Annotated in this window: 24 protein-coding genes; 14 read left to right on the top strand and 10 right to left on the bottom strand. The window is 71.0% G+C overall.

Translation table 11 applies throughout. The features are described from left to right. Positions 1-104: 104 nt before the first annotated feature. Positions 105-656 carry a dihydrofolate reductase family protein gene (locus E1288_RS46880; protein ID WP_165968087.1) on the bottom strand — a complete coding sequence of 184 codons (552 nt, stop codon included), beginning with the start codon at positions 654-656 and terminating at the stop codon, positions 105-107. A 312-nt stretch (positions 657-968) separates the two neighbouring features. Here E1288_RS46880 and E1288_RS12930 point away from each other — a divergent pair, with 312 nt between their 5' ends. From E1288_RS12930 to E1288_RS12945, 4 genes are all read left to right on the top strand, one after another. Further along, positions 969-1,988, top strand: a complete 1,020-nt coding sequence (locus tag E1288_RS12930; RefSeq protein ID WP_132484666.1) for a DUF6461 domain-containing protein — start codon at positions 969-971, stop codon at positions 1,986-1,988. Positions 1,989-2,039: 51 nt separating this feature from the next. Then, positions 2,040-2,723, top strand: coding sequence for a hypothetical protein (locus E1288_RS12935; RefSeq protein ID WP_132484668.1), 684 nt, complete (start codon positions 2,040-2,042; stop codon positions 2,721-2,723). Positions 2,724-2,845: 122 nt separating this feature from the next. Further along, positions 2,846-4,990, top strand: a complete 2,145-nt coding sequence (ligA, locus tag E1288_RS12940) for an NAD-dependent DNA ligase LigA (protein ID WP_235883530.1) — start codon at positions 2,846-2,848, stop codon at positions 4,988-4,990. Next, positions 4,987-5,508 carry a GNAT family N-acetyltransferase gene (locus tag E1288_RS12945; RefSeq protein WP_132484670.1) on the top strand — a complete coding sequence of 174 codons (522 nt, stop codon included), beginning with the start codon at positions 4,987-4,989 and terminating at the stop codon, positions 5,506-5,508. Before ligA ends, E1288_RS12945 begins: the two co-directional genes overlap by 4 nt. A 159-nt stretch (positions 5,509-5,667) precedes the next feature. Here E1288_RS12945 and E1288_RS12950 read toward each other — a convergent pair whose 3' ends face one another. Continuing rightward, positions 5,668-6,321: an ACT domain-containing protein gene (locus tag E1288_RS12950; RefSeq protein ID WP_207954336.1), complete on the bottom strand. Its 654-nt coding sequence runs from the start codon at positions 6,319-6,321 to the stop codon at positions 5,668-5,670. Positions 6,322-6,664: 343 nt separating this feature from the next. Here E1288_RS12950 and gatC point away from each other — a divergent pair, with 343 nt between their 5' ends. The 4 genes from gatC to gatB are packed head-to-tail and all read left to right on the top strand — an operon-like array spanning position 6,665 to position 10,189. Beyond that, positions 6,665-6,964: an Asp-tRNA(Asn)/Glu-tRNA(Gln) amidotransferase subunit GatC gene (gatC, locus tag E1288_RS12955; RefSeq protein WP_093262568.1), complete on the top strand. Its 300-nt coding sequence runs from the start codon at positions 6,665-6,667 to the stop codon at positions 6,962-6,964. Beyond that, positions 6,964-8,493 (top strand): Asp-tRNA(Asn)/Glu-tRNA(Gln) amidotransferase subunit GatA, encoded by a 1,530-nt coding sequence (gene gatA, locus E1288_RS12960; RefSeq protein ID WP_132484674.1) that lies wholly within the window; start codon positions 6,964-6,966, stop codon positions 8,491-8,493. The genes gatC and gatA overlap by 1 nt, the downstream gene beginning before the upstream one ends. After that, on the top strand, positions 8,490-8,687 hold the full coding sequence (locus tag E1288_RS12965) for a hypothetical protein (protein ID WP_132484676.1): 198 nt from the start codon (positions 8,490-8,492) through the stop codon (positions 8,685-8,687). The genes gatA and E1288_RS12965 overlap by 4 nt, the downstream gene beginning before the upstream one ends. Next, a complete protein-coding gene (gene gatB / locus E1288_RS12970; protein WP_132484678.1) occupies positions 8,684-10,189 on the top strand; it encodes an Asp-tRNA(Asn)/Glu-tRNA(Gln) amidotransferase subunit GatB in 1,506 nt (501 codons plus the stop codon). Before E1288_RS12965 ends, gatB begins: the two co-directional genes overlap by 4 nt. A gap of 97 nt (positions 10,190-10,286) precedes the next feature. Here gatB and E1288_RS12975 read toward each other — a convergent pair whose 3' ends face one another. After that, positions 10,287-11,039, bottom strand: coding sequence for an SDR family NAD(P)-dependent oxidoreductase (locus E1288_RS12975; RefSeq protein WP_132484680.1), 753 nt, complete (start codon positions 11,037-11,039; stop codon positions 10,287-10,289). Between the two features lie 59 nt (positions 11,040-11,098). Continuing rightward, positions 11,099-12,505 carry an FAD-dependent monooxygenase gene (locus E1288_RS12980; protein ID WP_132484682.1) on the bottom strand — a complete coding sequence of 469 codons (1,407 nt, stop codon included), beginning with the start codon at positions 12,503-12,505 and terminating at the stop codon, positions 11,099-11,101. An 88-nt stretch (positions 12,506-12,593) separates the two neighbouring features. Between E1288_RS12980 and E1288_RS12985 the strand changes: the two genes are divergently transcribed. Beyond that, positions 12,594-13,184 (top strand): TetR/AcrR family transcriptional regulator, encoded by a 591-nt coding sequence (locus tag E1288_RS12985; RefSeq protein ID WP_132484684.1) that lies wholly within the window; start codon positions 12,594-12,596, stop codon positions 13,182-13,184. Between the two features lie 2 nt (positions 13,185-13,186). Here E1288_RS12985 and E1288_RS12990 read toward each other — a convergent pair whose 3' ends face one another. Beyond that, positions 13,187-14,329, bottom strand: coding sequence for a PQQ-dependent sugar dehydrogenase (locus E1288_RS12990; protein ID WP_235883525.1), 1,143 nt, complete (start codon positions 14,327-14,329; stop codon positions 13,187-13,189). Between the two features lie 134 nt (positions 14,330-14,463). After that, positions 14,464-15,429: an alpha/beta fold hydrolase gene (locus E1288_RS12995; protein ID WP_132484686.1), complete on the bottom strand. Its 966-nt coding sequence runs from the start codon at positions 15,427-15,429 to the stop codon at positions 14,464-14,466. Positions 15,430-15,541: 112 nt separating this feature from the next. Here E1288_RS12995 and E1288_RS13000 point away from each other — a divergent pair, with 112 nt between their 5' ends. Further along, positions 15,542-16,327 carry a DoxX family protein gene (locus E1288_RS13000; RefSeq protein WP_132484688.1) on the top strand — a complete coding sequence of 262 codons (786 nt, stop codon included), beginning with the start codon at positions 15,542-15,544 and terminating at the stop codon, positions 16,325-16,327. A 69-nt stretch (positions 16,328-16,396) separates the two neighbouring features. Here the strand turns inward: E1288_RS13000 and E1288_RS13005 are convergent, their stop codons facing one another. The 4 genes from E1288_RS13005 to E1288_RS13020 form a co-directional block, all read right to left on the bottom strand. Next, positions 16,397-16,834 carry a hypothetical protein gene (locus tag E1288_RS13005; RefSeq protein ID WP_132484690.1) on the bottom strand — a complete coding sequence of 146 codons (438 nt, stop codon included), beginning with the start codon at positions 16,832-16,834 and terminating at the stop codon, positions 16,397-16,399. Positions 16,835-16,935: 101 nt separating this feature from the next. Further along, the gene (locus tag E1288_RS13010; RefSeq protein ID WP_207954329.1) at positions 16,936-17,982 is read right to left on the bottom strand and encodes an RNA polymerase subunit sigma-70; all 1,047 of its coding nucleotides are present in this window, start codon (positions 17,980-17,982) and stop codon (positions 16,936-16,938) included. Positions 17,983-18,098: 116 nt separating this feature from the next. Beyond that, complete coding sequence (ilvD, locus tag E1288_RS13015) at positions 18,099-19,943, bottom strand: dihydroxy-acid dehydratase (protein ID WP_132484692.1); 1,845 nt, start codon at positions 19,941-19,943, stop codon at positions 18,099-18,101. Between the two features lie 330 nt (positions 19,944-20,273). Continuing rightward, positions 20,274-20,804 carry a PH domain-containing protein gene (locus E1288_RS13020; protein ID WP_235883526.1) on the bottom strand — a complete coding sequence of 177 codons (531 nt, stop codon included), beginning with the start codon at positions 20,802-20,804 and terminating at the stop codon, positions 20,274-20,276. Positions 20,805-21,216: 412 nt separating this feature from the next. Between E1288_RS13020 and E1288_RS13025 the strand changes: the two genes are divergently transcribed. From E1288_RS13025 to E1288_RS13040, 4 genes are all read left to right on the top strand, one after another. Then, entirely contained in the window at positions 21,217-23,046 is a 1,830-nt protein-coding gene (locus E1288_RS13025) for an acetolactate synthase large subunit (RefSeq protein ID WP_132484694.1), read from the top strand. 139 nt (positions 23,047-23,185) lie between these two features. Beyond that, the gene (gene ilvN, locus E1288_RS13030) at positions 23,186-23,692 is read left to right on the top strand and encodes an acetolactate synthase small subunit (RefSeq protein WP_093262582.1); all 507 of its coding nucleotides are present in this window, start codon (positions 23,186-23,188) and stop codon (positions 23,690-23,692) included. A gap of 147 nt (positions 23,693-23,839) precedes the next feature. Continuing rightward, a complete protein-coding gene (gene ilvC / locus E1288_RS13035) occupies positions 23,840-24,835 on the top strand; it encodes a ketol-acid reductoisomerase (RefSeq protein ID WP_132484696.1) in 996 nt (331 codons plus the stop codon). 173 nt (positions 24,836-25,008) lie between these two features. Beyond that, positions 25,009-25,254, top strand: coding sequence for a DUF397 domain-containing protein (locus E1288_RS13040; protein WP_093262585.1), 246 nt, complete (start codon positions 25,009-25,011; stop codon positions 25,252-25,254). Positions 25,255-25,567 lie beyond the last annotated feature (313 nt).

Consider the following 25,567-nt stretch of genomic DNA (forward strand, 5'->3'; position numbering starts at 1 on the left):
GGGCGGTTCGTCAGGGGCGGGAGGAACGACATGATCCAGGTGGCCGAGATGCCGCCGTCCACATAGTTCTCAGTGGACGACGGCCGCCCGTCGATGGTGCATGTTCACGCGGGGCGGTAGGTCAGCAGGACGTTGCCTGAGCGGAACGTCGTGGTCCGCCACAGTTCGAGCGGGATGCGCCTGGTCAGCGTCGAGAACAGCGAGCGGCCTTCGCCCAGGATGAGCGGGTTGACGAGCACGCGCAGCTCGTCGATCAGGCCGAGTTCGAGCAGGCTCGCCGTCAGTTTCACGCTGCCGAAGAGCGCGATCTCCTTGCCCGGCCGCTGTTTCAGCGCCTGGACGGTTTCGGCGAGGTCGTCGCTGCCGACGAGGGTCGTGTTGTTCCACTCCGCCTTCTCGAGGGTGGAGGAGACCACGACCTTCGCCACGCTGTTCATGAACTCGACGATCTCCGGGTCGGGCCCGGTGGCGTTGGGCCAGTGCGCGGCCATGTGCTCGTATCCCGTCCGGCCGAACAGCAGCGTGTCGATGTAGGCGTCGCTCTGGTTGGCGAACTCGAAGTACTCCGCGTCGACGTTCGGCCAGTCGAACTCGCCGTTCGGGCCTTCGTAGTAGCCGTCGAGGCTGATCGCCACGTAGGAGAAGAGTTTGCGCACGGGATTCGGTCTCCTATCTCGTCTGCGTGCCGGCGCGCGTGGTCCTGTCGCGGCCGATGAGCTTCGGGAGGGCGGACCCCGCCGAAGCTGAGTGGTTGCAAGTTGCAAGCACTCGGATGCTAACAGGGAGTGCTGGTGGACTGCTACCGGTTCGGGGCGGAAGGAACGACATGATCCAGGCGGCCGGGATGCCGCCGTCCGCATAGTCCTCAGTGGACTTCGGGCGGTCCGTGGTCGCCGTGGCGATTTCCTGCCTGGACGTGTTTTTCGGAATCCGCAGTGCGGAAGTCCTTGCGCTGGTAGGAAGAACGCGTGGGCAGTCATTGCGTCAGCGAGCTCGAGCGGGCCGGCTGGATTCGGCGGAGCACCATCCAGGAGGCCGCTTGCCTGACCTTCGTTCGGGGCACCGACATCGACCAGGTGGCCGAGGACTTCGGTGCGGTCGCCAGGCTCGGCCGGGTGCTGGACATCGATGACTTCTGCGAGGAGGCCTTCGCCCACCAGGAGAAACACCCCATGATCGCGCTCCGGCGGATCGGCGACTGGGTGCTGGTGGTCGAGGACAACGGTCGGCAGGGGCAGCGGCCGGAGGTGCTGCGGAAGGTCGCGCGGCAGGCCGCCGTGTCGGTGTTCTGGGACGCGAGCACGCTCACGCGCTTCTCCCACGCGGTTCGCGGCGACGTCCGGACGTCGTTCGAGGCCGTGCTTCCGGAGTACCGGGAGGGCAGCCGCCCGGACGAACTGGAGGCCGCCCGCGCCGACCTGCCCTGGTCCCAGGCCGACCCGGTGGCGCTGATGCTGGCGTTGTCAGGGCGGCTGACCGGGCTGTCGCCGAGCCCGGCCTGGCTCGCCGGCGACTTCCAGACCTTCCCGGTCGCACCGTGGCCCGACGACCTGGTGACCGTGCCCGATCCGCTGGACAAGATCACCGGATTCCCGCCCGAACTGATCGCGGCGCTGGGCACTGCTACCCAGACCGACCTGCGGCGGGCCGCCGCCGCGGTGGCGCGGCACGCTGTCAGCGCCGCCGACTGCGCGGACCACCCCGTCGTGCAGGAGGCCCTGTCGTCGCTGAACGGCGGGCCCGCGATCGACCGCGGCGTGCTCTGCGCGGTGGTCCGGGAATGGGCCTGGCAGAGCACCTGGGACCGCCCGAACAGCAAGATCCGCAACCAGCTGCGGGCCGCGGACGCGCTGCGCCGGGCGACCCACGAAGATCCGCTGAACGCGCTCGTCGGCACGCTGACCGAGGCCCGGCAGGTGCGGGGCGTCGACGTCGGCGACCTCGTCGGCATCGTCACCGCCGAGCTGGGTGGCCGGCCGGCTCGGTGAGTCCGCGGGATCGCGCCCGGAGACCGCGCCCCGCCCGGCACAATGGTGGGCATGTTCAGGTTCCTCCGTCGTCGCGACGCCGAAGCCCCGGGCAACGCCGAGGCCGCCGAGGTCGATGTCCACGCCCAGGCCGCCGAGCGGTTCTGGCAGCGGTGGGACGACCTGCTGCCGGAGATCGCCTCCGCGCTGGGCGACAGCGTGCCGCAGCGGATCGAGAGCCTGGTCGCCGAGGCGCTCGCCGAGGTGCACCCGAACCTGACCTTCGCCATCGAGCACGGCGAGAAGGCCGTGTACGCGCTGGTCGTCAGCGGTCAGGCCGACCCGGAGCTGCGCCCCTACACCGACGCCTGGATGGCGGCCGCGCCGCAGGGCGACACGTTGTGGGAGTACCACGACTCGGTGCCGCCGGTGCCCGATCCGACCGGGGTCACCGTGAACCTGCGGGGCGAGAAGTATCCGCTGGCCGACGTTCGGGTCGTCGCCCAGGTCGACGAGGCGGAGGGGCTCGTCGACGTCGCCGTCTACCACCCGGGCTTCAGCGGCCTGGAGGAGAACGCGCGCCGGGCCCTGACGTTCCTGCCGCTGGACGCCACCCTCGGCGAGCGGCTGGCCGCCGACCGGCTGGGCCGGGTCGAGACCGCGGAACTCGAACCGGAGGGCGCGATCGGCCTGCTGGAGCTCCGCGAACTGGTCCGCGAGCTGGACCGCACCGCAGCCGCGCCGCCCGAGTCGTGAGTGCTGAGTCCGGTTCTTACCGGATTCGTCACTCACGACGCGTCGTGCGTGCCGTTGTCGGGGGCGCTCGCTAGTCTCGGGGCGTGACCAGCAAGGACGTGGATCTCGCCCCGAACGACGCAGTGGCCGCCGCCGAGGAGGTCGTGCCCGACGACCCGGCCGCCGGCCGCTCGGCGGAAGGCGTCGAAGACGTGCCCGCCGACGTGCGCGAGCGCTACGCGGAACTGGCCGAGGAAGTCCGCGGCCACCAGTTCCGCTACTACGTGCTCGATTCGCCGACGGTCTCCGACGGCGAGTTCGACGTGCTGTTCGCGCAGCTGCAGCAGATGGAGGAAGAGCACCCGGCGCTGCAGGCGCCGGACTCGCCGACGCAGGTGGTGGGCGGCACCTTCTCCACCGAGTTCACCGCGGTCGCGCACCTGGAGCGGATGCTGAGCCTGGACAACGCGTTCAGCGCCGAGGAGCTGCAGACCTGGGTCGACCGGGTGGAGCGCGAGGTGGGCACCGACGCGCACTACCTGTGCGAGCTGAAGATCGACGGCCTGGCGATCAACCTGCTCTACCGCGACGGGCGGCTGGAGCGCGCCCTGACCCGCGGCGACGGCCGGACCGGCGAGGACGTGACGCTCAACGTCCGCACCATGGGCGACGTGCCGGAGCAGCTGACCGGGACCGACGAGTACCCGGTGCCCGCGCTGGTCGAGGTGCGCGGCGAGGTGTTCTTCCGGGTGGACGAGTTCGCCGAGCTCAACGCCAAGCTGGTGGAGGCGGGCAAGCCGCCGTTCGCCAACCCCCGCAACTCCGCCGCCGGGTCGCTGCGGCAGAAGGACCCGCGGGTCAGCCGCAGCCGGCCGCTGCGGCTGATCTGCCACGGCCTGGGCAAGCGGGACGGCTTCGAGCCGAACCTCCAGTCCGAGTCCTACGCGGCGCTGAAGGCGTGGGGCCTGCCGGTTTCCAAGCACACCGTCGTCCTGTCCACTGTGGATGAGCTGGTCGCGCACATCGACTACTGGGGCAAGCACCGCGACTCCGCGGAGCACGAGATCGACGGCATCGTGATCAAGGTCGACGAGGTGCCGCTGCAGCGCCGGCTCGGCACCACCTCCCGCGCGCCGCGCTGGGCGATCGCCTACAAGTACCCGCCGGAGCAGGCCACCACGCGGCTGCTCGACATCCAGGTCAACGTCGGCCGCACCGGCCGGGTCACGCCGTTCGCCGTGATGGAACCGGTGAAGGTGGCCGGCTCCACGGTGTCGATGGCGACCCTGCACAACGCCGACGAGGTCCGCCGCAAGGGCGTGCTGATCGGCGACCGGGTGGTGATCCGCAAGGCCGGCGACGTGATCCCCGAGGTGCTCGGCCCGGTGGTCGACGTGCGCACCGGCGACGAGCGCGAGTTCGTCATGCCCGCCGTGTGCCCGGAGTGCGGGTGGCCGCTGGCGCAGCAGAAGGAGGGCGACGTCGACCTGCGCTGCCCTAACGCCCAGGGCTGCCCGGGGCAGCGCCGCGAGCGGCTGTTCTACCTGGCCAGCCGGAAGGTGCTGGACATCGACGCGCTCGGCTACGAGGCCGCGGGCGCCCTGCTGACGGCCGGCGTGATCGAGGACGAGGGCGACATCTTCGACCTCGACGAGCCGAAGCTGCTCAAGACGGCGCTGTTCACCACCAAGGAGGGCAGCCTGTCGGCCAACGGCGCCAAGCTGCTCGCCAACCTCGAGGTGGCCAAGCAGAAGCCGCTGTGGCGGGTCCTGGTGGGGCTGTCGATCCGGCACGTCGGGCCGACCGCCGCGCAGGCGCTCGCCCGCGAGTTCGGCTCGCTGGACCGGATCGAGGCGGCGTCGGAGGAGGAACTCGCGGCCGCCGACGGCGTCGGGCCGACGATCGCCACGGCCGTCCGCGAGTGGTTCGGGGTCGACTGGCACCGCGAGGTGGTGCGCAAGTGGCGGGACGCCGGGGTGCGGATGGCCGACGAGCGCGACGAGTCGATCCCGCGCACCCTCGAAGGCCTGTCCATCGTGGTCACCGGCACGCTGCAGACGTTCTCCCGGGACGACGCCAAGGAGCTGATCATGGCCCGCGGCGGCCGGGCGGCGGGATCGGTGTCGAAGAAAACGGCGTTCGTCGTGGTCGGCGACTCGCCGGGCTCGAAATACGACAAGGCCGTGCAGCTCAAGGTCCCGGTGCTCGACGAGAGCGGGTTCCAGGTGCTGCTCGACGACGGCCCGGAGGCCGCCACCGAGGTCGCGCTGCCGACCGAGGAGGAATGATCGCTGTCGGCCGGGGTGTCACGATCTGCGGCATGACGACGATCCGCGCGGCCCGGTCGGCCGAGTACGAAGCCATCGGTGAGATTTCGGCCCGGGCCTACACCGAGAGAGGGAACCTGTCGGACGACATCGACTACACCGTGGTGCTGCGCGACGCCGCCGGGCGGGCGGAGCACGCCGAACTGCTCGTCGCCGTCAAGGGGGACGAAGTGCTGGGCACGGTCACGCTGGTGCGGCACGACAGCTCCTACGCCGACCTCGCGCGGCCCGGCGAGCTGGAGTTCCGGATGCTGGCCGTGGCGCCGGAGGCGGTGGGCAACGGAGTCGGCCGGGCGCTGGTGGAGGCGGTGATCGACCGGGCGCGCGCGGAGGGGCTGGAGCGCGTCGTGCTGTGCGTGCGGGACTCCGTGAAGCCCGCCCGGCGCCTTTACGAGCGGCTGGGCTTCGAGCGCCGCCCCGACCGGGACTGGCACCCGGCACCGGACGTCCACCTGCTCGGCTACGCCCTGGAACTCTGACCGATCCGGTTATCTCCGCAGGTCAGGTGCTCGTGAGTGTTTTGGATCGCGATAGCGGTCCAAAACACTCACGAGTGCTCGCCGCGACGCCCAGTGCTGCGTGCGGGAGCCGCTCGCAGCTCGCACCGCCACGCAGAACGGGTCTGGGAACGGGGCTTCTCAGCTGTCGAGGACGACCGAGACGATGCCCGCGAGGTGGGCCAGGCGGGCCAGCTCCGCGGTGCGGAACATCGGGCCGCCCGGGCGGCCCGCCAGCAGCACCCGGTCCGGCTTGCCGATCGGCGTCGCTGCCAGCTCGGTGCCCAGTTCCTTCCAGGTGTCCGGCACCCACGGCTCGTCGCCGTCGAGGATCGTCGCCCGCGCCAGCGGCAGCCACGGCAGCTCCAGGTAGCCCTCCTGCGGGGCCGAGGTGCTGGCAGCGAGCTGCTCCGCGCCGCCCGAGCGGTGCCCGAAGACGACCGCCCAACCGGATCGGATGATCTTCGGGACGCCCTCGGCGAGGATCTGCAACCCGTTCGCCGGCTCGGCCGCGATCTCCTCGACGAGTTCCAGCTCGCGGTGCGTGTCCAGCACGCCCGCGTACGGCCGGACCGCGTCGACCTCCACGCCGTCGACCGACTCGGCGGCGGTGATCAGCACGTCCGGCAGCCGGCCCGACGGCAGCTCCACGACCAGGTCGTCGATCGCCACGCCGTTGCTGCGCTCGACGACGTCGACGCTGAGGATGTCGGCACCGATCTCGCCGAGCGCGCTCGCCACCGACCCGAGGTTGCCGGGCCGGTCCGGTATCTGCACCCGGATGAGGAAGGACACCGGACTCAACGCCTCCAGTTTCGTGCGCGACACCTCGCCGGCCGCGCTCTCGCTACCGCACGAGGCCGCACTGCAGCGGCTCCTCGTGCGAGGAACTGGCGGTTGAAATTGTGTCAGACGCGACGCGCCCGCGGTGCGCCCGGCGTCCACGGAGTGGAAGTACCTGCGGTTTTCCGTCGTGTCGTCGGCATTTTCGGGAGCGGTCGGCACGTTGATCCGCAGTGGAATCGCTGCGGGCCCGGGTGGTCGCGGCGGTGCCCGCGCCCCCTCCAGGAGCGGGTCCGGGCACCGCCATAGACTGAGCTGTACCCGTGAAACCGGACATGACCAGGGAGCCTTCGCAGTGTCCAAGATCTCCCGCGACGAGGTCGCACACCTCGCCGGCCTGGCGCGGCTGGCCGTCACCGAGGCCGAGCTCGACACCTTCGCCGGCCAGCTCGACCAGATCCTCGATGCGGTGGCCAAGGTGGGCGAGGTCGCTGCGGACGACATCCCGCCGACCTCCCACGCCGTGCCGGTGACCAACGTTTTCCGCGATGACGAGGTGCGGCCGGGCCTGTCGCGCGAGCAGGCGCTCGCCGCGGCGCCGGCTGCCGAAGAGGACCGGTTCCGCGTGCCGCGGATCCTGACCGAGGAGGCCTGATGACGACCGCATCCGGCGGCAGCCTGACCGGGCTGACCGCATCCGAGCTCGCCGCCAAGCTGCAGGCGGGCGAGGTCACGTCGGTCGAGGTGACGCAGGCGCACTTGGACCGGATCGCCGCCGTGGACCAGGAGGTGCACGCGTTCCTGCACGTCGACGCCGACGGGGCGCTGGCCGCCGCGCGGCGGGCCGACGAGGAGCGCGCCGCCGGGAACACCACGTCGCCGCTGGCCGGCGTGCCGCTGGCGCTCAAGGACGTGCTGACCACCACCGACATGCCCACCACCTGCGGCTCCAAGATGCTGGAGGGCTGGGTTCCGCCGTACGACGCGACCGTGACGCGCCGGCTGCGCGAGGCGGGCGTGGTCATCCTCGGCAAGACGAACATGGACGAGTTCGCGATGGGCTCGTCGACCGAGAACTCCGCGTACGGCCCGACCCGCAACCCGTGGGACCTGGAGCGCATCCCCGGCGGTTCCGGCGGTGGTTCGTCGGCGGCGCTGGCCGCGTTCGAGGCGCCGCTGGCCATCGGCACCGACACCGGCGGCTCGATCCGCCAGCCCGGCGCGGTGACCGGCACGGTCGGCGTCAAGCCGACCTACGGCGGTGTTTCCCGCTACGGCCTCGTCGCGTTCTCCTCGTCGCTGGACCAGCCCGGCCCGTGCGCGCGCACGGTGCTGGACGCCGCGCTGCTGCACGAGGTGATCGCCGGGCACGACCCGATGGACTCCACCTCGATCGACCAGCCGGTGCCGCAGGTCGTCGCCGCGGCCGAGCAGGGCGCTTCGGGCGGCCTGCAGGGCGTGCGCGTCGGCGTGGTCCGCGAGTTCTCCGGCGACGGCTACCAGCCGGGCGTGCAGCGGGCCTTCGACGCCGCCGTCAAGCAGCTGTCCGCGCTGGGCGCGGAGGTCATCGAGGTCTCCTGCCCGCACTTCAGCTACGCGCTGCCGGCCTACTACCTGATCGCGCCGAGCGAGTGCTCCTCCAACCTCGCCCGCTTCGACGCGATGCGCTACGGCCTGCGCGTCGGCGACGACGGCGCGCGCAGCGCCGAGGAGGTCATGTCGCTGACCCGCGAGGCCGGGTTCGGGCCCGAGGTGAAGCGGCGCATCATGCTCGGCACCTACGCGCTGTCGTCGGGCTACTACGACGCCTACTACGGCCAGGCGCAGAAGGTGCGGACGCTGATCACCCGCGACTTCACCGCCGCGTTCGAGCAGGTCGACGTGCTGGTGTCGCCGACGACGCCGACCACCGCCTTCAAGATCGGCGAGCGGGTCGACGACCCGATGGCGATGTACCTGGCGGACCTGTGCACCATCCCGTCCAACCTGGCCGGCAACGCCGCCATGAGCGTCCCGTGTGGACTGTCCGATGAGGATGGTCTGCCGGTCGGGCTGCAGATCATGGCCCCGGCGATGGCCGACGAGTGGCTGTACCGGGTCGGCGCGGCCTACGAGGCGGCGCGCAACGCCAGCCAGGACGGCCCGCTCATCAACCGTGTTCCCCAGCTGGAGGTCGCGCGATGAACCCGAAGATCAAAGCAGCGTTCCAGCTCGCCTCGGTGCTGTCGGCCGCCCTCGGGCTGCGGGCGAGCTTCCGCTCGGCGCGGGAGGAGAAGGACAAGCTCGCGCTGGCGGACGCGGTCATCACCGCGCTCGGCCTGATCACCGGCACCGCGCTGGCCGTGCGGGCCCTGCGCAAGGGGGAGGACGACAAGTGACCGCCGTCGCCGAGATCATGGACTACGACGAGGTCCTCGCGCGGTTCGACCCGGTGCTCGGGCTCGAGGTGCACGTGGAGCTGTCCACCAGGACGAAGATGTTCTGCGGCTGCGCCAACGCCTTCGGCGCCGAGCCGAACACCCAGGTGTGCCCGGTGTGCCTGGGCCTGCCGGGTGCGCTGCCGGTGCTCAACGGCAAGGCCGTGGAGGCCGCCATCCGGATCGGGCTGGCGCTGAACTGCCAGGTCGCCGAGTGGTGCCGGTTCGCCCGGAAGAACTACTTCTACCCGGACATGCCGAAGAACTTCCAGACCTCGCAGTACGACGAGCCGATCGTCCACGACGGCTACCTGGACGTGCTGCTGGACGACGGCGAGACCTTCCGGGTCGAGATCGAGCGGGCGCACATGGAGGAGGACACCGGCAAGTCCTCGCACATGGGCGGCAGCACCGGCCGGATCCACGGCGCGGACTACTCGCTGCTGGACTACAACCGGGCCGGCGTGCCGCTGATCGAGATCGTCACCAAGCCGATCGTCGGCGCCGGGGAGCGGGCTCCCGAGGTCGCGCGCGCCTACGTCTCGGCGCTGCGGGACCTGCTGCGCGCGCTGGACGTCTCCGACGTGCGGATGGACCAGGGCTCGCTGCGCTGCGACGCGAACGTGTCGCTGATGCCGAAGGGCACGCCGGAGTTCGGCACCCGCACCGAGACGAAGAACGTCAACTCGCTGCGCAGCGTGGAACGCGCGGTGCGCTTCGAGATGCAGCGGCACGCCGCGGTGCTGACCTCGGGCGGCTCGATCCTGCAGGAGACGCGGCACTTCGACGAGTCCACCGGGACCACGTCGGCGGGCCGCCGCAAGGAGACCTCCGAGGACTACCGCTACTTCCCGGAGCCCGACCTGGTGCCGATCGCGCCGGCCAGGCAGTGGGTCGAGGAGCTGTCCAAGACCCTGCCGGAGATGCCGTGGGAGCGGCGCAAGCGCGCGCAGGAGGACTGGGGCCTCTCCGACGAGGAGCTGCGCGACCTGGTGAACGCCGGGGCGCTGGAGCTGGTGGCGCAGACCGTCGACGCGGGCGCGCCCTCCGGCGACGCCCGCTCCTGGTGGGTTTCGTACCTGGCGCAGCAGGCCAACACCCGCGGCGTCGAGCTCGCCGACCTGGCGATCGCGCCGAAGCAGCTGGCGCGGGTAATCGCGCTGGTCACCGAGGGCAAGCTGACCAACAAGCTGGCCCGGCAGGTCGTCGACGGAGTGCTCGCCGGTGAGGGCGAGCCGGATGACGTGGTGGTGGCCCGCGGCCTGGAGGTCGTGTCCGACGACTCGGCGCTGCAGGCGGCGATCGACGAGGCGCTGGCGGCGCAGCCGGACATCGCGGACAAGATCCGCGGCGGCAAGGTGCAGGCGGCGGGCGCGATCGTCGGAGCGGTCATGAAGGCCACCAAGGGCCAGGCGGACGCCAAGCGGGTCCGCGAGCTCGTCCTCGCTGCCTGCGGCCAGTAACGGGCGCCGGAACGGCCGAGAACCGAAGCGGGGAACCGGGATTTTCCGGTTCCCCGCTTCGTATCTCCGCAGTTTCAATTGAAACTGCGGGTTGGGGTCAGCGGGCGAGGTAGCCGCCGTCGACGTAGAGCTCGGAACCCGTGGTGAAGGACGCGTCGTCGCCGGCGAGGTAGGCGACGGCCGCCGCGACCTCGGCCGGGCGGCCGAGGCGGCCCAGCGGGGTCACCGCCAGCATCGCCGCTTCCCGGTCGGTGCCGCGGGCGCCGTCCAGGATCGCGGTGTCGATGAACCCGGGATGCACCGAGTTGACCCGGATCCCCGCATCGGCCCACTGCAGCGCGGCGTTCTTGGTGAGCAGCCGGACCGCGCCCTTCGCCGCGTGGTAGGCCGGGCTGGTGCCGAAGCCGCCGCTGGCGCCGAAGATCGAACTGATGTTGATCACCGACGCGTGCTCGGAGGCGCGCAGCGCCTCGGCGGCGGCCCGCATGCCCAGGAACACGCTGGTCTGGGTGACCGCGATGGTGCGTTCGTAGCTCTCCGCGGTGGTGTCCTCGATGGTGCCGCGGTCGGCGATCCCGGCGTTGTTGACCAGGATGTCCAGGCCGCCGAACTCGTCGATGGCGGTGCGGACCGCGGCCGCCCACTCGGCCTCGTCGGCGACGTCGTGGTGCACGAAAAGCGACCTTCCGCCGTCGTCGCGGATCTCGGCGGCGACGGCGGCCCCGGCCTCGTCCTGGATGTCGGTGACCACGACCGCCGCGCCTTCCGCAGCAAGCCGGAGGGAGGTCTGCCGGCCGATTCCGCCCGCACCGCCGGTGATCAGCGCGACCCTGTCCTGCAACCGCAACATCTCTCCACCTCTCGCTGAACGATCGTTCAACGGAGGGTGGCACGGCGCGGCGGGATCCGTCACCGGCCGGATGGGCGAGCGCCCGCGGCCTCGGTGATCCGGCCGATGTGGCCGTCTGGCCGCACCAGCACGAGCGTCCCGGCGGCCACGTCGTAGGCCCGCCAAGCGTCCACATGGGACTGATCGATCCGGTGGACCAGCACGTCGGGGCCGGTTTCCGGCGGCTGCGCGCCGAATGCCAGCAGCGTCCAGTGCGGGCCCCGGAACAGGTCGAAGAGGCGCACGCCGTCGCCCACGGGCGAATCCGGCGCCCGGTCACCGGCCTGCACGCGGCCGCGCGCCGCTCGCTCGTCGTGCGCCAGCGGCCCGGTGCGGTAGGAGATGTCCAGTTGCCGGGTCTCGGTCCCGCGGCGGTACGCGTCCTCGTGGCCATCGGTGTGCTTGCGCAGGAGCGCCGTGCTGATCCCGAGCACCGAGGCGGCGACCGGGAGCCGTTCCGCTTCGTAGCTGTCGAGCAGGTCGTGATCTCCGTCGGCCAGCTTCCAGCCGAGGTTGTAGGCGTCCTGCACGCCGGTGTTCAGGCCCTGGCCGCCGGTCGGCGGGTGTACGTGCGCTGCGTCGCCGGCGAGGAAGACGCGGCCGCGCCGGAACTGCCGCGCCAGCCGCATGTTCGCCCGCCATGCGGTGGACCACGTCAGGTCGTGCAGCCGGAGGTCCGTGCGGCCGGAGAGCTCGTCGAGCAGGCGCTGCAGGGCGGGCAGCGAGGCGTCCTGGTCGTCGGGCAGCGGGGCGGCGCACTGGAAGGAGTCCGTGCCGGGCAGCGGCGTGAAGGCGATGCCGTGCGCGAGGTCCGCCGCGGTGCCGAACCAGTGCCCGCGGTCGGGGTCGAGCCCGGCGACCCTCACGTCGGCCAGCAGCATGCGAACGGATTCGTCGGTCTCGCCGACGAAGTCGATGCCGACGCTCTTGCGGACCGCACTGCGCCCGCCGTCCGCGCCGACCAGGAAATCGGCTCGCACCGGGCCGGTGCTCAGCTCCGCCGTCACGCCCCGGGAATCCTGGCTGCAGCCGAGGAACTCGGTGCCCACCTCGACTCGCACGCCGAGTCGCGCCAGCCGGTTGCGCAGGATTTCCTCGGTGCGCCACTGCGGAAGCACCCACGGGTTGGGGTGCGGGATGTCCGGCGTCGGTTCGACGTGCTCGGCCATCCGCCGCTCGCCGACGAACTCGCCGTCGAGGTGGGCGCGGATCGGGGCCGGTGGCGCGCCGCCGGCGAGCACCTCGTCGAGCACGCCGAGATCGTCGAAGACCTCCAGCGTGCGGGGTTGGAGGCCGTCGCCTCGCGAGCCCCTGGGCGGTTCCGGCGCCGCGTCCACGATCCGGCATCCGACGCCGCGCCTGGCGAGCTCGATGCCCAGCGTCAGGCCGGTCGGTCCCGCGCCGGCGATCAGCACCCGGGTGTCCATGCGCCACTCCTTGGTGAATTAAGATTCAGTGAATTCAAATTCAGAATGCGGCTTGCTAGCGTTCCTGTCAAGCAGCGGGAGGAGTGCGATGCCGGGCAGCCGCAAGGCGAAGGCCGCCGAGACCGAGGCCGCGCTGAAGGCTGCGGCGACGCGGGTGTTCGAGCGAGCCGGATACCTCAACACCAAGATCACCGACATCACGGCCGAGGCGGGGCGCGCCGCCGGGTCGTTCTACAACCACTTCCGCGGCAAGGAAGAGCTGCTCGAGTCGCTGCTGGCGGACATGCTCGCGGCCAGCGACCAGGCCGTCGAGGCCGATCCGGCGCACGATCCGGACCTCGGCGGCCGCGACGCGATCCGCTGGCACGTCGAGCAGTACTGGCGGTTCTTCCGCGACCACCGGGTGGTGATGATCGCGCTGCACCAGGCGTCGCTGGTCGACCAGCGGTTCGCGGACCGGCTGTCAGCGCTGCTCGAACCGGATCTCCGGCACCTGGCGGATCACCTGCGGGGCACGGCCCAGCGGCCGGAGGCGACGGCGCTCGCGCTGTCCTCGCTCTGGCACCAGTTCGCCTACGCGGTCCTGGTCGAGCGCAGCCCGCTGGCCGAAGGGCTGGCGGACGAACAGGCCATCGACCTGCTCACCGACCTGACGCACCGGGGCCTCAACGGCAAGTAGGCCTAGTCCTTGCCCGCGGAGCCGGCGGACGGGGACTCGATGCGCAGGGCGCGGTCGTCGCTGGAGATCGGCTGGCCGCCGTCCTTGTTCGCCGTGCCCAGCCAGATCAGGCCGTCCGGGCCGAGCGCGGCGGCGGAGAAGCGCCCGTAGGTCTTCTCCATGACCTTCGTCGGCTGGCCGGTGAAGCTGCCGTCCGGCGCCGGGTGCAGCGTGTACAGCGCCGCGGCGTCGGTCAGCGCCACCACGACCTGCGCCGGGTCGGCGGCGCACCCCGCCACCCCGGGCCGCTCCGCCCAGGTCCACGCCGGCGACCCCAGCGGCTCGCCGAGCCGCACCCGGTACAGGGCGTCCTGGCCGCCGCTGCGGTCGGTCACCCAGTACATGCCCAGCGCGGGCGTGCCGCACAGCCCGCCCGGCGAGGTCAGCCCGGCTGCGACCACCGGTGACGTGGGGTTCGGGTTGCCCGCCGCGGGCTTGCCGGAACTGTCGATGCGCAGCACCTTGCCCGCCAGCGACTGCGGATTCGCGGCGTTGGCCGGGTTGCCCGCGTTGCCGGTGGCGATCAGCAGCGAGCCCTGGCCGTCGTCGAGCATCGCCCCCGCGTTGCCCGTCGAACCCTTCGGGATGCCGGTCAGCACCGGCTTGGGCCGGTCCCCGGCCGCGACCCGGACGACTTGGTTGTCGCTGCGGGTCGTGACGTAGGCGTAGAAAAGCTCGTCCTCGTGGTACGTGGGGGAGAGGGTGAGACCGGTGAGCCCGCCACCGCCGCTCGGGTCGACCGGAATCCGGGCCAGTTCAACGGGTTTCGTGCCGCGCTGCACGCGCAGCACCCGCCCGGTGGCGCGCTCGCCGACGAGCGCGGCCTGGCCGCCGGGCAGCACCGCGATCGCGCCGACCGGATCCAGGCAGGTGGCCACCACGGCCGGATCGGGGTCCTCGCACCCGACCGGCGCGTTCGGCTGCTGCGGCGAGCTGCCGGATTCCGGCGGCGGCGAGGACTCGTTCTCGAAGGAGGGCTGGGGGCCGGCCTGCGGCTCCAGCGAGGGCGGGTCGCCCCACGGCCGGGGGTGCTCGTCGGGGAACTGCGCGCAGCCGGCCAGCAGCGTGCCGAGCACGGCGGTCATGCCCAGCAGAAGACGACGCATGCGAAACGAGGCGGCCACGACGCCCGACCCTATCGGCCGATGGGTGAACCCAGGGTGAGACGGGGCTCAACACCTGCTCGACCCCACCGCCGAGGTGACGGCAAACGGGTCTCGGGTTCCGGGATGCGGAAGGTTCAGTGGTCGGGGTGTTCGGCGCGGCGGCGCGGGCCCGGTTCCGGGAGGCGCAGGCTGATCCGCCGGACCGGCGGCGGTGGCGGGTCGATGCCGAGCCGGGCGCACTCGACCGCTTCCACCCGGCGCAGCAGCAGGGCCAGCTCCTCGCGCACCACGTCGGGGGCTTCGAACGGGATGAAGTGCGACGTCGCCAGCTGCCGCACCCTCGCCTGCGGCAGCGCCGCGACCGCCCTGGCGGTGCCGGCGAAGTCCGCCAGCACATCGTGCCGTCCAGTGAGGACGGTCAGCGGGCAGCTCAGCCCCGTCACCTGGGTCCGGGCCGATGCGCTCCACGCGAGGCCCATCGCCAGGTGCCACTGCCAGTCCTGGGGCAGCAGCTGGCGGAGCACCGCCGCGGCGACCTCCCGGTCCACCTCGGGGCGCAGCAGGCCGCTGCACCGCACGAGCTGCGCCGCGAGTTCCGTGACCGGCAGCCGGGACGTGATCGACGTCAGCAGGCCGCCGAAGACCTGCAGTGAAGCGGAGCCGCCCGCGGCGAGCAGCCGCCGGGCGAGCTCCGGCACGCCGAGCGCCCCGAGCAGCGCGTCCGCGGCCGCCGTCGGCGGCCCGGCGAGGAGCATCAGGCCGCGGACCCGGTCCGGGAACCGCCGGGCGAGCTCGACCGCCACCACCGTGCCCGCCGACCAGCCGACGACGGTGCAGTCCTTCACCTCCGCGTCGTCGAGCACGGCCAAAGCGGCGTCCACGTGATCACCGAGAGTGCCGGAATGGTTGTTCTCCGGTGTCCAGCCCAGCATTTGGGCCGACGAATCCACCGGAAGAATTTCGGGCGCGGCACCGAGCTCCGGGCACATCAGGACCGCCTGCGGCGCTGCGGTCTCCGGCGCCCAATGCGCGGACGCCCATTCCCGGGGCCGCGAGCCACCTGCGGAAACGTCGAACTCCCGGAACAGCTGATCGGCCATCGAACCATTTTCCCCCAGCCGGGTGTGCGCAGTATCGAACAAATCACGTGTCGGGAAGCTTTTGCCGGAAAAGCTCGCACGTTGGGGTGACCATGCCCTAGCCTCGTCCGGCGTGAGGATTCACGACGATCGCCCCGGCGGTGCGGGCGGCTACCCCGACGATCGCAACTACGGCGCGCACGCCCAGCAACCCGGAGCGGGTTCGCAGGGTGCACCGAGTGCCGCGCAAGGCGCACCCGGTGCGCGGAGCACGCAGAGCCTCAGCGCGCAGAAGTACAACTACTACGACGAAGATGACGGCTACAGCGACGCCGAAGCCACGTCCATGGTCGACCAGCGCGGCGGCGCGGCGGCGGGCGACTACTACGACGACCTCGGCGGCGACCCGCGCAAGCCCTTCGGCTGGAACGCGGGCACCGACCTCGGCCTGCTGATCCTGCGGCTGGCGCTGGGCGGGATCTTCCTCGCCCACGGCGCGCAGAAGCTCTTCGGCATCCTCGGCGGTCCCGGCCCGGACGGCTTCGCCATGGCGCTGGGCAAGATGGGCTTCGAGAACAGCGCCATGCTGGCCCTCGTCACCGGCGGCACCGAGCTCGGCGCGGGCGCGCTGCTGGTGCTGGGCCTGTTCACGCCGCTGGCCGCCGCCGGCATCGTCGGCGTGATGGGCAACGCGATCTTCCTCAAGCTCGGCGCCGGGTTCTTCGCCGCCTCCGGTGGTTTCGAGTTCGAGGCGACGCTCGGTGTGCTGGGCCTCGGCCTGATGTTCACCGGTCCCGGCCGGGTGGCGCTGGACTACGGGCGCGTGTGGTTCCGCCGCCCGCTGATCTTCGGGTTCATCGCCCTGATCATCGCGGTCGCCGCGTCCGCAGCGGTCCTGGTCCTGTTCCACCGCCCCTGACCGCGGGACGACCCGGAAGCGGGGGCGCGCACGCCGAGTGCGCGCCCCCGCTTCGTCTTCCGCGAGGCGCTACCGGACCCGGGTCTGCTCGGCGTGGTAGCCGCCGCCCGGCCAGACCCAGTCCCCGGCGATGGTGTCGCCGTCGGCGCTGAAGTGGGCGCGGTAGTACGCCGGCGACCCCTTCTCGCCGCCCCAGATGGTGAGCACGTCACCCTCGATTTCGTAGACGTAGTCGAGGGTTTCGCCCTCGTCGCCGTAGAACCGGGACTTGAGGTCGGGGCCGGGTTCCTCGGCGCCGAAGGGCTTCTCCCGGCCGATGATCTCGATCCCGGTCACCCGCCTGCCGCCCTGTTCGAGGTCGATCTCCTGCTTCAGGAAGTGACCGCCCGGCAACCACGAGTAGGTGACGCGGCCGGTGGCTTCGCCGCTCACCTCCCAGGTGCCGACGAGCCGGTCGAGCGAACGGATTCCGTTGTCGGTGTGCTGCGCGGTGTTGTTCTCGGACATGACGATCTCCACAGTTCTCCCGGATTCGGTGTTCTTGCCCGTGTGACGGCCCGCCGGCGGAAAAGGAATCGGTGCCGCCGAGAAGTTCTCCCGGCGGCGCCTCAGGGCAGGACCAGGGGCAGCCCGAACGCGGCGAAGTAGCGCGGTTCGAACGAGGTGATCGCGGTGATCCGGCCGCCTTCGACCGTCAGCACGTCGAGCACTTGCGCGCGGAACCCGCCAGCGAGGTCCCGGGTCTCCGCCGCCGTCGGGTGCTGGACGTACTGCGCGACCGCGGGCTGCAGGTTCGCGCCGGTGACCACGCCGCGCCAATGCCCGTGGTACCACTGCGAATCCCGGTCGAAGACCTCGGCGGTGAAGGCCAGCAGCGGGTCGCGACCGATGAGCCAGGCCGGGTGCGGCGGCATCGTGAGCCGCACGTCCTCGGCGAGCAGCTCCGCGAGCGCGTCGAGGTCGGCCCGCTGGTGCGCATCGACGTAACGCCGCAACAGCGCGCGCTCGTCCGCCCCCGGCTCGCCGCTGGGCGCCCACTCCTCCCGGCGTCGGGGCAACTGCTGCTTGAGCGTCGCCCGTGCCCGCTGCAACGCGCTCTTCACCGACGCCACGCTGGTCTCCAGCAGCGCCGCCGTCTCGGTCGCCGGCCAGCCCAGCACGTCCCGGGTGATCAGCACGGCCCGCTGCCGGGCGGGCAGCTGCTGGATCGCGGCCAGGAACGCGAGCTCGATCGTCTCCCGCGCGACGGCCATGGCGGCCGGCTCCTCGGCGGCGTCCGCGGCCGGTTCCAGCAGGCGGTCCGGGACCGGCTGCAGCCAGGAGACATCGGCGGGCGGCTCGCCCGACCCGGCCAGCGGCGGGACCTGGTAGGGGACCGCCCGCCGCTTGTTCTGGTCGATCAGGTCGAGGCAGGCGTTCGTCGCGATCTTGTACAACCAGGCGCGGAACGTCGACCGGCCCTCGTAGGTCTCCCGCCGGCGCCACGCGCGCAGCAGCGTCTCCTGGACGACGTCCTCGGCGTCGTCGTACGAGCCCAGCATCCGGTAGCAGTGCACCCGGAGTTCCCGGCGGTAGCGCCCGGTCAACTCGCCGAACGCCCGCTCGTCGCCGGACCGCGCCGCGCTCACCAGCTCGGCAACCTCACCCGAAACCACCGCAACCTCCCCAGACCGCAACGGGACGGATCAACAGTACAAAGCGGCGGCCGCCCGCTTCGGGCAAAACGCGAGGGGCACCCGGTGACGGGTGCCCCTCGCGTTCGGCAGGTCGATCACTTGTTGACGTCGCGGACCGCTCCGTAGGAGGCGGACGTGGCGAAGCGGGCGTAGGCGCGCAGCGCCGCCGTGACCTTGCGGTCGCGGCCCACCGGCTGCCACGGGTGCTCGCTGGCGTCCATCTTGGCGCGGCGCTCCGCCAGGACCTCCTCGGGGACGAGCAGTTCCAGCTTGCGCTCGCGGACGTCGATCAGGATCTGGTCGCCGTTCTCCACCAGGCCGATCACGCCGCCGTTGGCCGCCTCCGGGGAGATGTGCCCGATCGACAGGCCCGACGAACCGCCGGAGAACCGGCCGTCGGTGATCAGCGCGCACTTCTTGCCCAGGCCCGAGCCCTTCAGGAAGGCCGTCGGGTGCAGCATCTCCTGCATGCCCGGCCCGCCCGCCGGACCCTCGTAGCGGACCACCAGCACCTCGCCCGGCTGGATCTCCTTGTTCAGGATCACCGACACGGCCTGTTCCTGGCTCTCCACCACGCGCGCCGGACCCTGGAAGTGCCAGAGCTCCTCCTCGACACCGGCGGTCTTGATCACCGCGCCTTCCTCGGCGAGGTTGCCCTTGAGCACCGCCAGGCCGCCGTCGGCGGTGTAGGCGTGCGCGACATCGCGGATGCAGCCGTTCTCGGCGTCGGTGTCCAAAGAGGACCAGCGGTTCTCCGTGGAGAACGCCTTCGTGGTGCGGACCCCGCCCGGCGCCGCGTGGAACAGCTCGACGGCCTCCGCCGACGGCGACTCGCCGCGGATGTCCCATTTGGACAGCCACTCGGTCAGGCTCGCGCTGTGCACCGACGAAACGTCGCGGTGCAGCAGGCCGGCCCGGTCGAGCTCGCCCATGATCGCGCTGATGCCACCGGCCCGGTGCACGTCCTCCATGTGGTAGTCGGAGTTCGGGCTCACCTTCGACAGGCACGGCACCCGGCGGCTGGTCTCCGCGATGTCGTCCAGCGAGAAGTCGATCTCGCCCTCGAGCGCCGCCGCCAGCGTGTGCAGCACCGTGTTCGTGGAACCGCCCATGGCCATGTCCAGCGCCATCGCGTTCTCGAACGCCTTCTTGTTCGCGACCGAGCGCGGCAGCACCGACTCGTCGTCCTCGCCGTAGTAGCGCTTCGCGATGCGCACCACCGTGCGGCCGGCCTCCTCGAACAGGGCGCGGCGCGCGGCGTGGGTCGCCAGCGTGGACCCGTTGCCGGGCAGCGCCAGGCCGAGGGCCTCGGTGAGGCAGTTCATCGAGTTCGCGGTGAACATGCCCGAGCACGAACCGCACGTCGGGCACGCCGACCGCTCGACCTCCGAGAGCCCGTCCTCGTCCACCGCCGGGCTCGCGGACGCCGAGATCGCCGTGATCAGGTCGGTCGGTGCCTGCGCCACGCCATCCACCACGACCGCCTTGCCGGCCTCCATCGGCCCGCCGGAGACGAACACCGCCGGGATGTTCAGCCGCATCGCGGCGTTGAGCATGCCGGGCGTGATCTTGTCGCAGTTGGAGATGCACACCAGCGCGTCGGCCTGGTGCGCGTTGACCATGTACTCCACCGAGTCGGCGATCAGCTCGCGCGAGGGCAGCGAGTAGAGCATCCCGCTGTGGCCCATCGCGATGCCGTCGTCCACCGCGATGGTGTGGAACTCGCGCGGCACGCCCCCGGCCTCGCGGATGGTGGCGGCGACCACGTCGCCGAGGTCGCGCAGGTGCACGTGGCCGGGCACGAACTGGGTGTAGGAGTTGGCGATCGCCACGATGGGCTTGCCGAAGTCGTCGTCGGTCATGCCGGTGGCACGCCACAGCGAGCGGGCGCCGGCGGCATTCCGTCCGTGCGTCGTGGTGCGGGAGCGCAACTGAGGCATTTTGAAGGTTTCCAAACTCGTTTTGCGTGGCGGTGCAGGTAGCGGAACCTCAGAAGCCTTCTCGACTCCGGGATCCCCGACTTGCGTATGACCAAATACGCGGCGTCGGGGCTGTCCTCGCGAGAAGACTTCTGAGAACCCGCGGCGGTGCAAGTTGCTCAGGTGGGCTAAGCGGCTTCGCCGCTTGCGGCTGCTTTCGGCCTTGCGAGTCGGGCGTCGCGGCGGCGGTCTACCACCGGAAGTGGCTTCGCCACTTCCTGACGGCGAGGCGTTGCGAGCCCGCCCCCGGACCGCGCCTTGTGGGCGCGGGAAGTTGCGGTGCGGCCGACATTACTCCTGCGTGGTCGGGTCGGGCAGCCGCCCACCGCTGATCGCCGCCACTCGCGGCAGGTCGCGCACCCGCACCGCCGGGAGCTGGACCTCCTTGCCGGAGCGCAGCACCGCCTTGAGCCAGCGCTTCTCGTCCAGCCGCAGCGACACCACGTCGTCCCAGCCGAACTTGGTGCGGCCGAACATGGTGCGCGCCACCACCTGCTGCGCGTCGAACGTGGTGCGGGTGCGCAGGATCCACACCGCCAGCCCGAGCGGGATCAGGTAGATCAGCAGCGCCCAGGTGCCCGCGGTGGTGGCCAGCGGGGTGGCGCAGATGATGACCGCCAGCACGCCCAGCAGCGCCACCGGCGTGATCCGGAACGTCAGGGACTTCGGGCCCTCGGGCTCCGCCGGGGCGGCCTGCTCCGCGTCGGCGGGCTCGGCGGTCCGCTCCGCGGCCTGCTCCGCGTCGGAGGACTGGGTGTCGGACGGCTCCGGGGCGGGCTGCTTGGCGTCAGGCTGCTCGGGCTCCTGCGGGGTCTCGCTCACGTCCCGATGGTCTCACCTGCGGTTCCCGGCCCCGTGGGCGGCCGAACGCCGCCGGCGATCCGCCGCCCGCGTGACCGCCGCGACGCGCACGGCCCACGCGTCGCACGTCACATCTCACGGCGCGGACCACCTCGGACGGCATCGCTGAGCTGGGATTATCGTCGCGACTGGGGCAGCGCGGGGCCATCCCGGGCGTCCACGATGCGGGAAGATCGTCCCGCATGGTTTGACGTCGCGGGTCGCTTTGATTAACGTCCTTGCCATGCTGCGACTGCACGACATTCTCGTACTTCCCCGGCGCGTCGACGCCTAGGAAGTTCGCAGCGTCGACGCGCCAACCCTCGTCAGGCCTATTGGGGTCTGCGGGGGTTTTTTCGTGTCCGGTCCAACTCCCGACCCCGAGGCAGACCCGATGACCAGCGCCAATACTCGGCAGAATCCGGTCCCGGCGCCCCCGCCAGGACGCCGTCCCAAGCCCGCGCCGCCCAGCGGTGCTCCAGTGAAGATGACCGGTGCGCAGGCACTGGTGCGCTCGCTGGAGGCCGTCGGCTGCGAGATCGTCTTCGGGATTCCGGGCGGCACGATCCTCCCCTCCTACGACCCGCTCCTCGACTCGAAGAAGGTCCGGCACGTCCTGGTGCGCCACGAGCAGGGCGCCGGGCACGCGGCCACCGGCTACGCGCAGGCCACCGGCAAGGTCGGCGTGTGCATGGCGACGTCCGGCCCGGGGGCGACGAACCTGGTCACCGCGCTCGCCGACGCCAACATGGACTCGGTCCCGATCGTCGCGATCACCGGTCAGCAGAGCACCGGCCTGATCGGCACCGACGCCTTCCAGGAAGCCGACATCTGCGGCATCACGCTGCCGATCACCAAGCACAACTTCCTGGTCACCGACCCCGAGGACCTGCCGCGGGTCATCGCCGAGGCGTTCTACATCGCCGCCAGCGGCCGCCCCGGCCCGGTGCTGGTGGACATCCCCAAGGACGTCCAGCAGGCGACCATGTCGTTCTCCTGGCCGCCGGAGATGAAGCTGCCCGGCTACCGGCCGACCAGCAAACCGCACGGCAAGCAGGTCCGGGAGGCCGCCAAGCTGATCACCGAGGCGCACCGCCCGGTGCTCTACGTCGGCGGCGGGGTCATCAAGGCCGAGGCGCACGCCGAGCTGCGGCAGCTGGCCGAGCGCACCGGCATCCCGGTGGTCACCACGCTGATGGCGCGCGGCGCGTTCCCCGACTCGCACCCGCAGCACATGGGCATGCCCGGCATGCACGGCACGGTCGCCGCGGTCGCCGCGATGCAGCGCGCCGACCTGCTGATCGCGCTGGGCACCCGCTTCGACGACCGGGTCACCGGCCAGCTGTCGTCGTTCGCGCCCGAGGCCAAGGTCGTGCACGCCGACATCGACCCGGCGGAGATCTCCAAGAACCGCTACGCGGACGTGCCGATCGTCGGCGACTGCAAGGAGGTCATCGCCGAGCTGATCGACGCGGTCGCCGCCGCCACCGAGCAGCACGGCACCGCGGACCTGACGGCCTGGCGGGAGGACCTCGACGACCTGCGCAAGCGGTTCCCGCTGGGCTACCAGTGGCCGACCGACGGCAGCCTGTCGCCGGAGTACGTCATCGAGCGCCTCGGCAAGCTGGTCGGGCCGGAGGCGATCTACGCCGCCGGCGTCGGCCAGCACCAGATGTGGGCCGCGCAGTTCGTCGGCTACGAGAACCCACGCACCTGGCTGAACTCCGGTGGCCTCGGGACCATGGGTTACGCGGTGCCCGCCGCGATGGGCGCCAAGGCCGGCATGCCGGACAAGGCCGTGTGGGCCATCGACGGCGACGGCTGCTTCCAGATGACCAACCAGGAGCTCGCCACCTGCGCCATCGAGGACATCCCCATCAAGGTGGCCGTCATCAACAACGGCAACCTCGGTATGGTCCGGCAGTGGCAGAACCTGTTTTACGCCGAGCGCTACTCACACAGTGACCTCGGCACCCACAAGCACCGCATCCCGGACTTCAAACTGCTGGCCGAGGCTTACGGCTGCGCGGGCCTGCGGTGCGAGTCCAAAGAGGACGTCGACAGCGTCATCCAGCGGGCGATGGAGATCAACGACCGACCCGTCGTGATCGACTTCGTGGTGGGCAAGGACGCCCAGGTGTGGCCGATGGTGGCCGCGGGCACCGGAAACGACGAGATCATGGCGGCGCGCGGCATCCGCCCGCTGTTCGAGGAGGATGAATGAGCAGCCCTATGTCAACTCTGGTGCTGCTCAACCGCACCTCAGGGGACCGTGACGTAAACCAGCCACAAGAAACCTCGAAACGAGCGATTGAGCTGGACGCAACCACAACTGCAAATCTCGGAGAGGCGGGACTGCGCCCATGACCCGACACACGCTGAGCGTGCTGGTGGAGAACGTCCCCGGGGTGCTGGCCCGGGTGTCCGGCCTGTTCTCCCGGCGCAGCTTCAACATCGAGTCGCTCGCGGTCGGCCCGACCGAGCACCCGGAGATCTCCCGGATGACGATCGTGGTCGCCGTCTCCGACCAGCCACTGGAGCAGGTCACCAAGCAGCTCAACAAGCTGGTCAACGTGATCAAGATCGTGGAGCTGGAGACCGATGCCGCGGTGCAGCGGGAGCTGCTGCTGGTCAAGGTCCGCGCCGACGCGTCGGTGCGCAGCCAGGTGCTGGAGACGGTGCAGCTGTTCCGCGCGAAAGTGGTGGACGTCTCGCCGGAGGCGCTGACCATCGAGGCCACCGGTACCGCCGATAAGCTCGACGCGCTGCTGCGAATGCTGGAACCTTACGGCGTCCGCGAGATGGTGCAGTCGGGAACGATCGCGATCGGGCGTGGCCCGCGTTCCATCACGGCCACTGCAGTGCGCTGATCCGGCGCCCCCGCCACAGGGCCGAAAACCGAAGAACCTGTCGCCGAATTCGTCCGCGGAGCCGTCCTGGCGGGGTACCCCGGACGAGAAGACCACCGCATTCGGCGGCGGGTACGAAGAAGTCCCGAAAGGAAACGCTGAATCACCATGGCAGTTGAAATCTTCTACGACGCGGACGCCGACCTGGGCATCGTCCAGGGTCGCAAGGTCGCGGTCATCGGCTACGGCAGCCAGGGCCACGCCCACGCGCTGAGCCTGCGGGACTCGGGTGTCGACGTGCGAGTCGGCCTCCCGGAGGGCTCCAAGTCGCGCGCCAAGGCGGAGGAGGAGGGCCTGCGGGTGCTCACCCCGGCCGAGGCCGCCGCGGAAGCCGACCTGATCATGATCCTCGCGCCCGACACCAAGCAGCGCGAGATCTACGCCAACGACATCGCGCCGAACCTGAAGCAGGGCGACGCGCTGTTCTTCGGCCACGGCTTCAACATCCGCTACGGCCTGATCCAGCCGCCGGCGGACGTCGACGTCGCCATGGTCGCCCCGAAGGGCCCGGGCCACCTGGTGCGCCGCCAGTTCGTCGACGGCAAGGGCGTGCCCTGCCTGATCGCGGTCGAGCAGGACGCCTCCGGCAACGCCCAGGCGCTGGCGCTGTCCTACGCCGCCGCCATCGGTGGCGCGCGGGCCGGCGTCATCAAGACCACCTTCAAGGAGGAGACCGAGACCGACCTGTTCGGTGAGCAGGCGGTCCTCTGCGGTGGCGCGAGCGCCCTGGTGCAGACCGGCTTCGAGGTGCTGGTCGAGGCCGGCTACCAGCCGGAGATCGCCTACTTCGAGGTCCTGCACGAGCTCAAGCTGATCGTGGACCTGATGTGGGAGGGCGGCATCGCCGGCCAGCGGTACTCGATCAGCGACACCGCCGAGTACGGCGACCTCAGCCGCGGCCCGCGGGTGATCGACGCCCACGTCAAGGAGTCGATGCGCAAGATCCTGAGCGAGGTCCAGGACGGCACCTTCGCCAAGGAGTGGGTGGCCGAGGACGAGGCCGGGCGCCCGAACTTCACCAAGCTGCAGGCCGAGGGCAACGCCCACCAGATCGAAGAGGTCGGCAAGAAGCTGCGTTCGCTGATGTCCTGGACCAACAAGTAAGGACCCGCGATCCTCGGCGGCGCGCCGACCGCGCGTCCGGCCGATGCGAAAAGGCCCGGTGAGCCCCACGAGGGATCACCGGGCCTCGGCCTTCCCGGTAGGTTCCCGGTGCGGCTTTCCCAGTTGCCAAAGGGGGAAACCGGTCGCTGCGGGTGAGGGATAAGGTACGCATCGTGAGTGCAGACAACGAGATCGTCGACAACAAGGCGCACATCCGCCACAAGCTCGACTTCACTGACGCGGAGTGGATCACCAGCACGGACGACCCGGACGAGCCGGGCGTCGAGATCGCCTTCGTGGACGGCTACATCGGCATGCGCAACGGCGCCGAACCGGAGGGCCCGGTCCTGGTCTTCACTCCCGAGGAGTGGGACGCGTTCGTCGCCGGAGCCAAGGACGGCGAGTTCGACGAGCCGTGATTTTTGGAGTGAACGGCTCGTTCTGCGTGGCGGTGCGGGTAGCGGCCCCCCTGCGGGAGTTGCAGAAGCCTTCTCGGCTGTGGGATCCCCGACTTGTGTATAACCAATACGCGGCGTCGGGGCTGTCCTCGCGAGAAGACTTCTGAGAACCCGCGGCGGTGCCGGTTGCGAGGGTGGGCTAAGCGGCTGCGCCGCTTGCGGTAGGTCCCGCGTGTGTGGGTTCGGCATCGCGGCGGCGGATGCGTTTCGGCGGAAGGCGAATCTCGCTCGTGCAGGCGTCAGAAGAAACGGCATTCACGTTGGTTGCCAGGAG

Origin of the sequence: Saccharopolyspora elongata (assembly GCF_004348985.1) — a bacterium.
Classification (GTDB): Bacteria; Actinomycetota; Actinomycetes; order Mycobacteriales; family Pseudonocardiaceae; genus Saccharopolyspora; species Saccharopolyspora elongata.

Bases quoted from the DNA above. Each gene is read 5' to 3' on its own strand.
- E1288_RS12935 (WP_132484668.1), top strand. From the start codon at position 2,040: ATGTTCAGGTTCCTCCGTCGTCGCGACGCCGAAGCCCCGGGCAACGCC.
- E1288_RS12945 (WP_132484670.1), top strand. From the start codon at position 4,987: ATGATCGCTGTCGGCCGGGGTGTCACGATCTGCGGCATGACGACGATC.
- gatA (WP_132484674.1), top strand. From the start codon at position 6,964: ATGACGACCGCATCCGGCGGCAGCCTGACCGGGCTGACCGCATCCGAG.
- E1288_RS12965 (WP_132484676.1), top strand. From the start codon at position 8,490: ATGAACCCGAAGATCAAAGCAGCGTTCCAGCTCGCCTCGGTGCTGTCG.
- E1288_RS12975 (WP_132484680.1), bottom strand. From the start codon at position 11,039: ATGTTGCGGTTGCAGGACAGGGTCGCGCTGATCACCGGCGGTGCGGGC.
- E1288_RS12980 (WP_132484682.1), bottom strand. From the start codon at position 12,505: ATGGACACCCGGGTGCTGATCGCCGGCGCGGGACCGACCGGCCTGACG.
- E1288_RS12985 (WP_132484684.1), top strand. From the start codon at position 12,594: ATGCCGGGCAGCCGCAAGGCGAAGGCCGCCGAGACCGAGGCCGCGCTG.
- E1288_RS12990 (WP_235883525.1), bottom strand. From the start codon at position 14,329: ATGCGTCGTCTTCTGCTGGGCATGACCGCCGTGCTCGGCACGCTGCTG.
- E1288_RS12995 (WP_132484686.1), bottom strand. From the start codon at position 15,429: ATGGCCGATCAGCTGTTCCGGGAGTTCGACGTTTCCGCAGGTGGCTCG.
- E1288_RS13005 (WP_132484690.1), bottom strand. From the start codon at position 16,834: ATGTCCGAGAACAACACCGCGCAGCACACCGACAACGGAATCCGTTCG.
- ilvD (WP_132484692.1), bottom strand. From the start codon at position 19,943: ATGCCTCAGTTGCGCTCCCGCACCACGACGCACGGACGGAATGCCGCC.
- E1288_RS13025 (WP_132484694.1), top strand. From the start codon at position 21,217: ATGACCAGCGCCAATACTCGGCAGAATCCGGTCCCGGCGCCCCCGCCA.
- ilvN (WP_093262582.1), top strand. From the start codon at position 23,186: ATGACCCGACACACGCTGAGCGTGCTGGTGGAGAACGTCCCCGGGGTG.
- ilvC (WP_132484696.1), top strand. From the start codon at position 23,840: ATGGCAGTTGAAATCTTCTACGACGCGGACGCCGACCTGGGCATCGTC.